Raw genomic sequence first — 2,389 nt, forward strand, 5'->3', positions numbered from 1 at the left:
TGTGAAGTTTGCTTCTCAGGCGGGGCGGCGTAGAGTTTTCGTACCTCGTGCGTGCTTGCGAATTCCCATTCGTCGGTTGGTTCAATCTCGAACCATCGGCCGCTTTGCGGTCCGTCTTTCATACGCGCCTGAACGAGTGCCGGCACCGCCCCGGCCTCGCCGTCGCAAGCTATTCGAGAATTTCTAATAACTGAATCGCCAACTGTTAGAGAATTTCTAATGGTTGGGGTGGTGGGGCTGACGAATACAGGCGTCCCTTCCTTGCCCCACTTGGCTATTTCGTTGGACTGCTCGTCTGTGGTCGCGGTGATGTACGGCACACCGAAAACTGAATACCGCAACACTGCCGGAATCGCCACCGGCTCGGCGTCGCTGGCGGCAGGCAGGCGGGCGAGAACTACGCTCTCGACGGCCCGAGCAAACTCAGGCTTTGCTCCATAAATATCGAAGCCATCCGCGATGTCCTGGATTTCGGCGTCAGTCAGCAATTGCTTTTCATTGCTCATGATATTCAGTGCTCCATTGGAGTCCGTTGCCCGGCAGGTCGGTGCCGGGGAAAAGGGAGGGGATGACCAGGGCCAGGATCAGCGCCGCTATCCAGTAGCCGAAGCCTGGCACGTATGCGTCGTCGCTGTGCATGTCAGGCTTTGGGGATGATGGCGAGCGGAACCACTGGGATCTCCTGACCCTTCAATTCTTCGGCATAAGCAGTAGATGATGTGTAGTGATGGCCGATGCTGGTCCACCGCCACGCAACCGGCTTAAGCTCCGCAATCAGTTCGGCGCGGGCCTGGGCGATGATGGCGCGCACTAAGTCCAGCACTTCCTGGCGCTGCGGGTACGGCACGCTATAGAAGGTCAGCGTGTTTTCGATGGCGGCCAGCGATGCGGCAAGATTGGTGGCGGCGGTCATGCTGCGGACTCCAGTTGCAGACCAGGCTGGCGCGTGCGTTCCGCCTGAAGATCGAGGTATGCAGGGTTCAGTTCTGCGCCCAGCCAATTACGCCCCAGACGCTGCGCCACGCTCGCCACCGTGCCGGACCCCATGAACGGGTCGAAGACGATATCGCCGGGGCGGCTGCCGGCCAAGATGCAGGGTTCCACCAACGTCTCCGGCATAACCGCGAAGTGCGCGCCGGAGTAGGGCTTGGTGGCCACCGTCCAGACACTGCGCTTATTGCGGCGGCCGGCATAGTCAATATCATCGCGGTCTGGCCGGTGCTGAGCCGACTGCCCATGCTCTGCCGCGGTGTCCTTGGTCGCGCGCGCGAAGCTGTAGCGCCGGCTGCGCTGTCGTTCGGCGTAGTCATGCAAGCCTGCGCGCGTGCGGTGCTTCTCGGGATCCTGTTCCGCGCCTTTGATAGGGCGCCGGTTGCCTGGCAAGTCGCCTGCGGCCTCTTCAGATATTGCGCTGGCGTCGAAGTGGTAGCGCTCCGACTTTGTCAGCAGGAACAGGTGCTCGTGCGCCTTGGTGCACCGATCCTGCACGCTCTCCGGCATCGGGTTCGGCTTATGCCAAATGATCTCCTGCCTGAGGTACCAGCCATCGGCCCGCAGCGCGAAGGCCAGCATCCAGGGGATACCGATCAGATCCTTAGGCTTGAGTCCCGTTTTTACCTTGCCCCGACCGACACCTGTGTTGCCGTGCAGCGCCTTGACATGTTTGCCGCTGCTGCTGCCGCCCCATTTGCCGTCATTGGCATAGCTGTCGCCGATGTTCAGCCACAGGGTGCCATCATCAGCGAGTAGTGATCGAGCATCGCGGAACACGTCGACCATGGCGGCAACGTATTCTTCCGGTGCAGCTTCCATTCCCAATTGGCCTTCAACGCCGTAGTCACGCAGCCCAAAATAGGGAGGACTGGTGACGATGCACTGCACGCGGACGCTGGCCGCAATCAGACCGCGCGTCACGTCCCGGCAGTCGCCCAGATAGCAGCGGTTCATTTCAGCCATGGTTCCCATCTCCCTTCATGGCCTGCATGGCGGCGTCGATGGCCTCGCGCGGCGTTTCGCGCCAGTCCGACAAATCGTGGCCGCCGTATTGGTGGATCTGATGCAGGCGGTACACGTATGCGCCCGTATTGCCGTTTTGGCTGTAGATAATGCCCTGCTTCTCGATCATGAAATCCAGCCGCGCCGCGTCCTTCTCCCCCGCCGCATCGCCTTCCTGCTGCTCAGCGGGGTGGGCGCCGGGAGGGGCGAGCCGCGGCTGCCAAAAAAGCGGCTCCACGACCTGTTCACGAAACTCAAAGGGCGCAGTCCTGGGCGAGTTGAGACAATAGAAAATGGCGCTCGCAACCCATTTCCCATCGGTGTAAAAGGCGCTGCCAATCGTCCAATCGTCGGGCGACCACGCTACATGGACAACGCTGCCATCCTTCGGCGC

General features: G+C 61.2%; 5 protein-coding genes. All 5 read right to left on the reverse strand.

Annotated features, from left to right (window positions below; translation table 11 throughout):
* Nucleotides 1-506: hypothetical protein (locus tag CEY05_RS30665; protein ID WP_143220723.1), on the reverse strand; the 506-nt coding region annotated here is incomplete at its 3' end.
* Complete coding sequence (locus CEY05_RS31360; protein ID WP_158219465.1) at nucleotides 496-639, reverse strand: hypothetical protein; 144 nt, start codon at nucleotides 637-639, stop codon at nucleotides 496-498. The genes CEY05_RS31360 and CEY05_RS30665, both read right to left, overlap by 11 nt.
* A gap of 1 nt (nucleotide 640) precedes the next feature.
* Nucleotides 641-913, reverse strand: coding sequence for a hypothetical protein (locus CEY05_RS30670; RefSeq protein WP_088601295.1), 273 nt, complete (start codon nucleotides 911-913; stop codon nucleotides 641-643).
* A complete protein-coding gene (locus tag CEY05_RS30675) occupies nucleotides 910-1,956 on the reverse strand; it encodes a site-specific DNA-methyltransferase (protein ID WP_088601296.1) in 1,047 nt (348 codons plus the stop codon). The genes CEY05_RS30670 and CEY05_RS30675 overlap by 4 nt, the downstream gene beginning before the upstream one ends.
* The coding region (locus tag CEY05_RS31365) for a hypothetical protein (RefSeq protein WP_158219466.1) at nucleotides 1,949-2,389 on the reverse strand (441 nt) is incomplete at its 5' end. The genes CEY05_RS31365 and CEY05_RS30675, both read right to left, overlap by 8 nt.

The sequence above is a fragment of the Achromobacter sp. HZ34 genome (assembly GCF_002209485.1).
Classification (GTDB): domain Bacteria; phylum Pseudomonadota; class Gammaproteobacteria; order Burkholderiales; family Burkholderiaceae_B; genus Bordetella_C.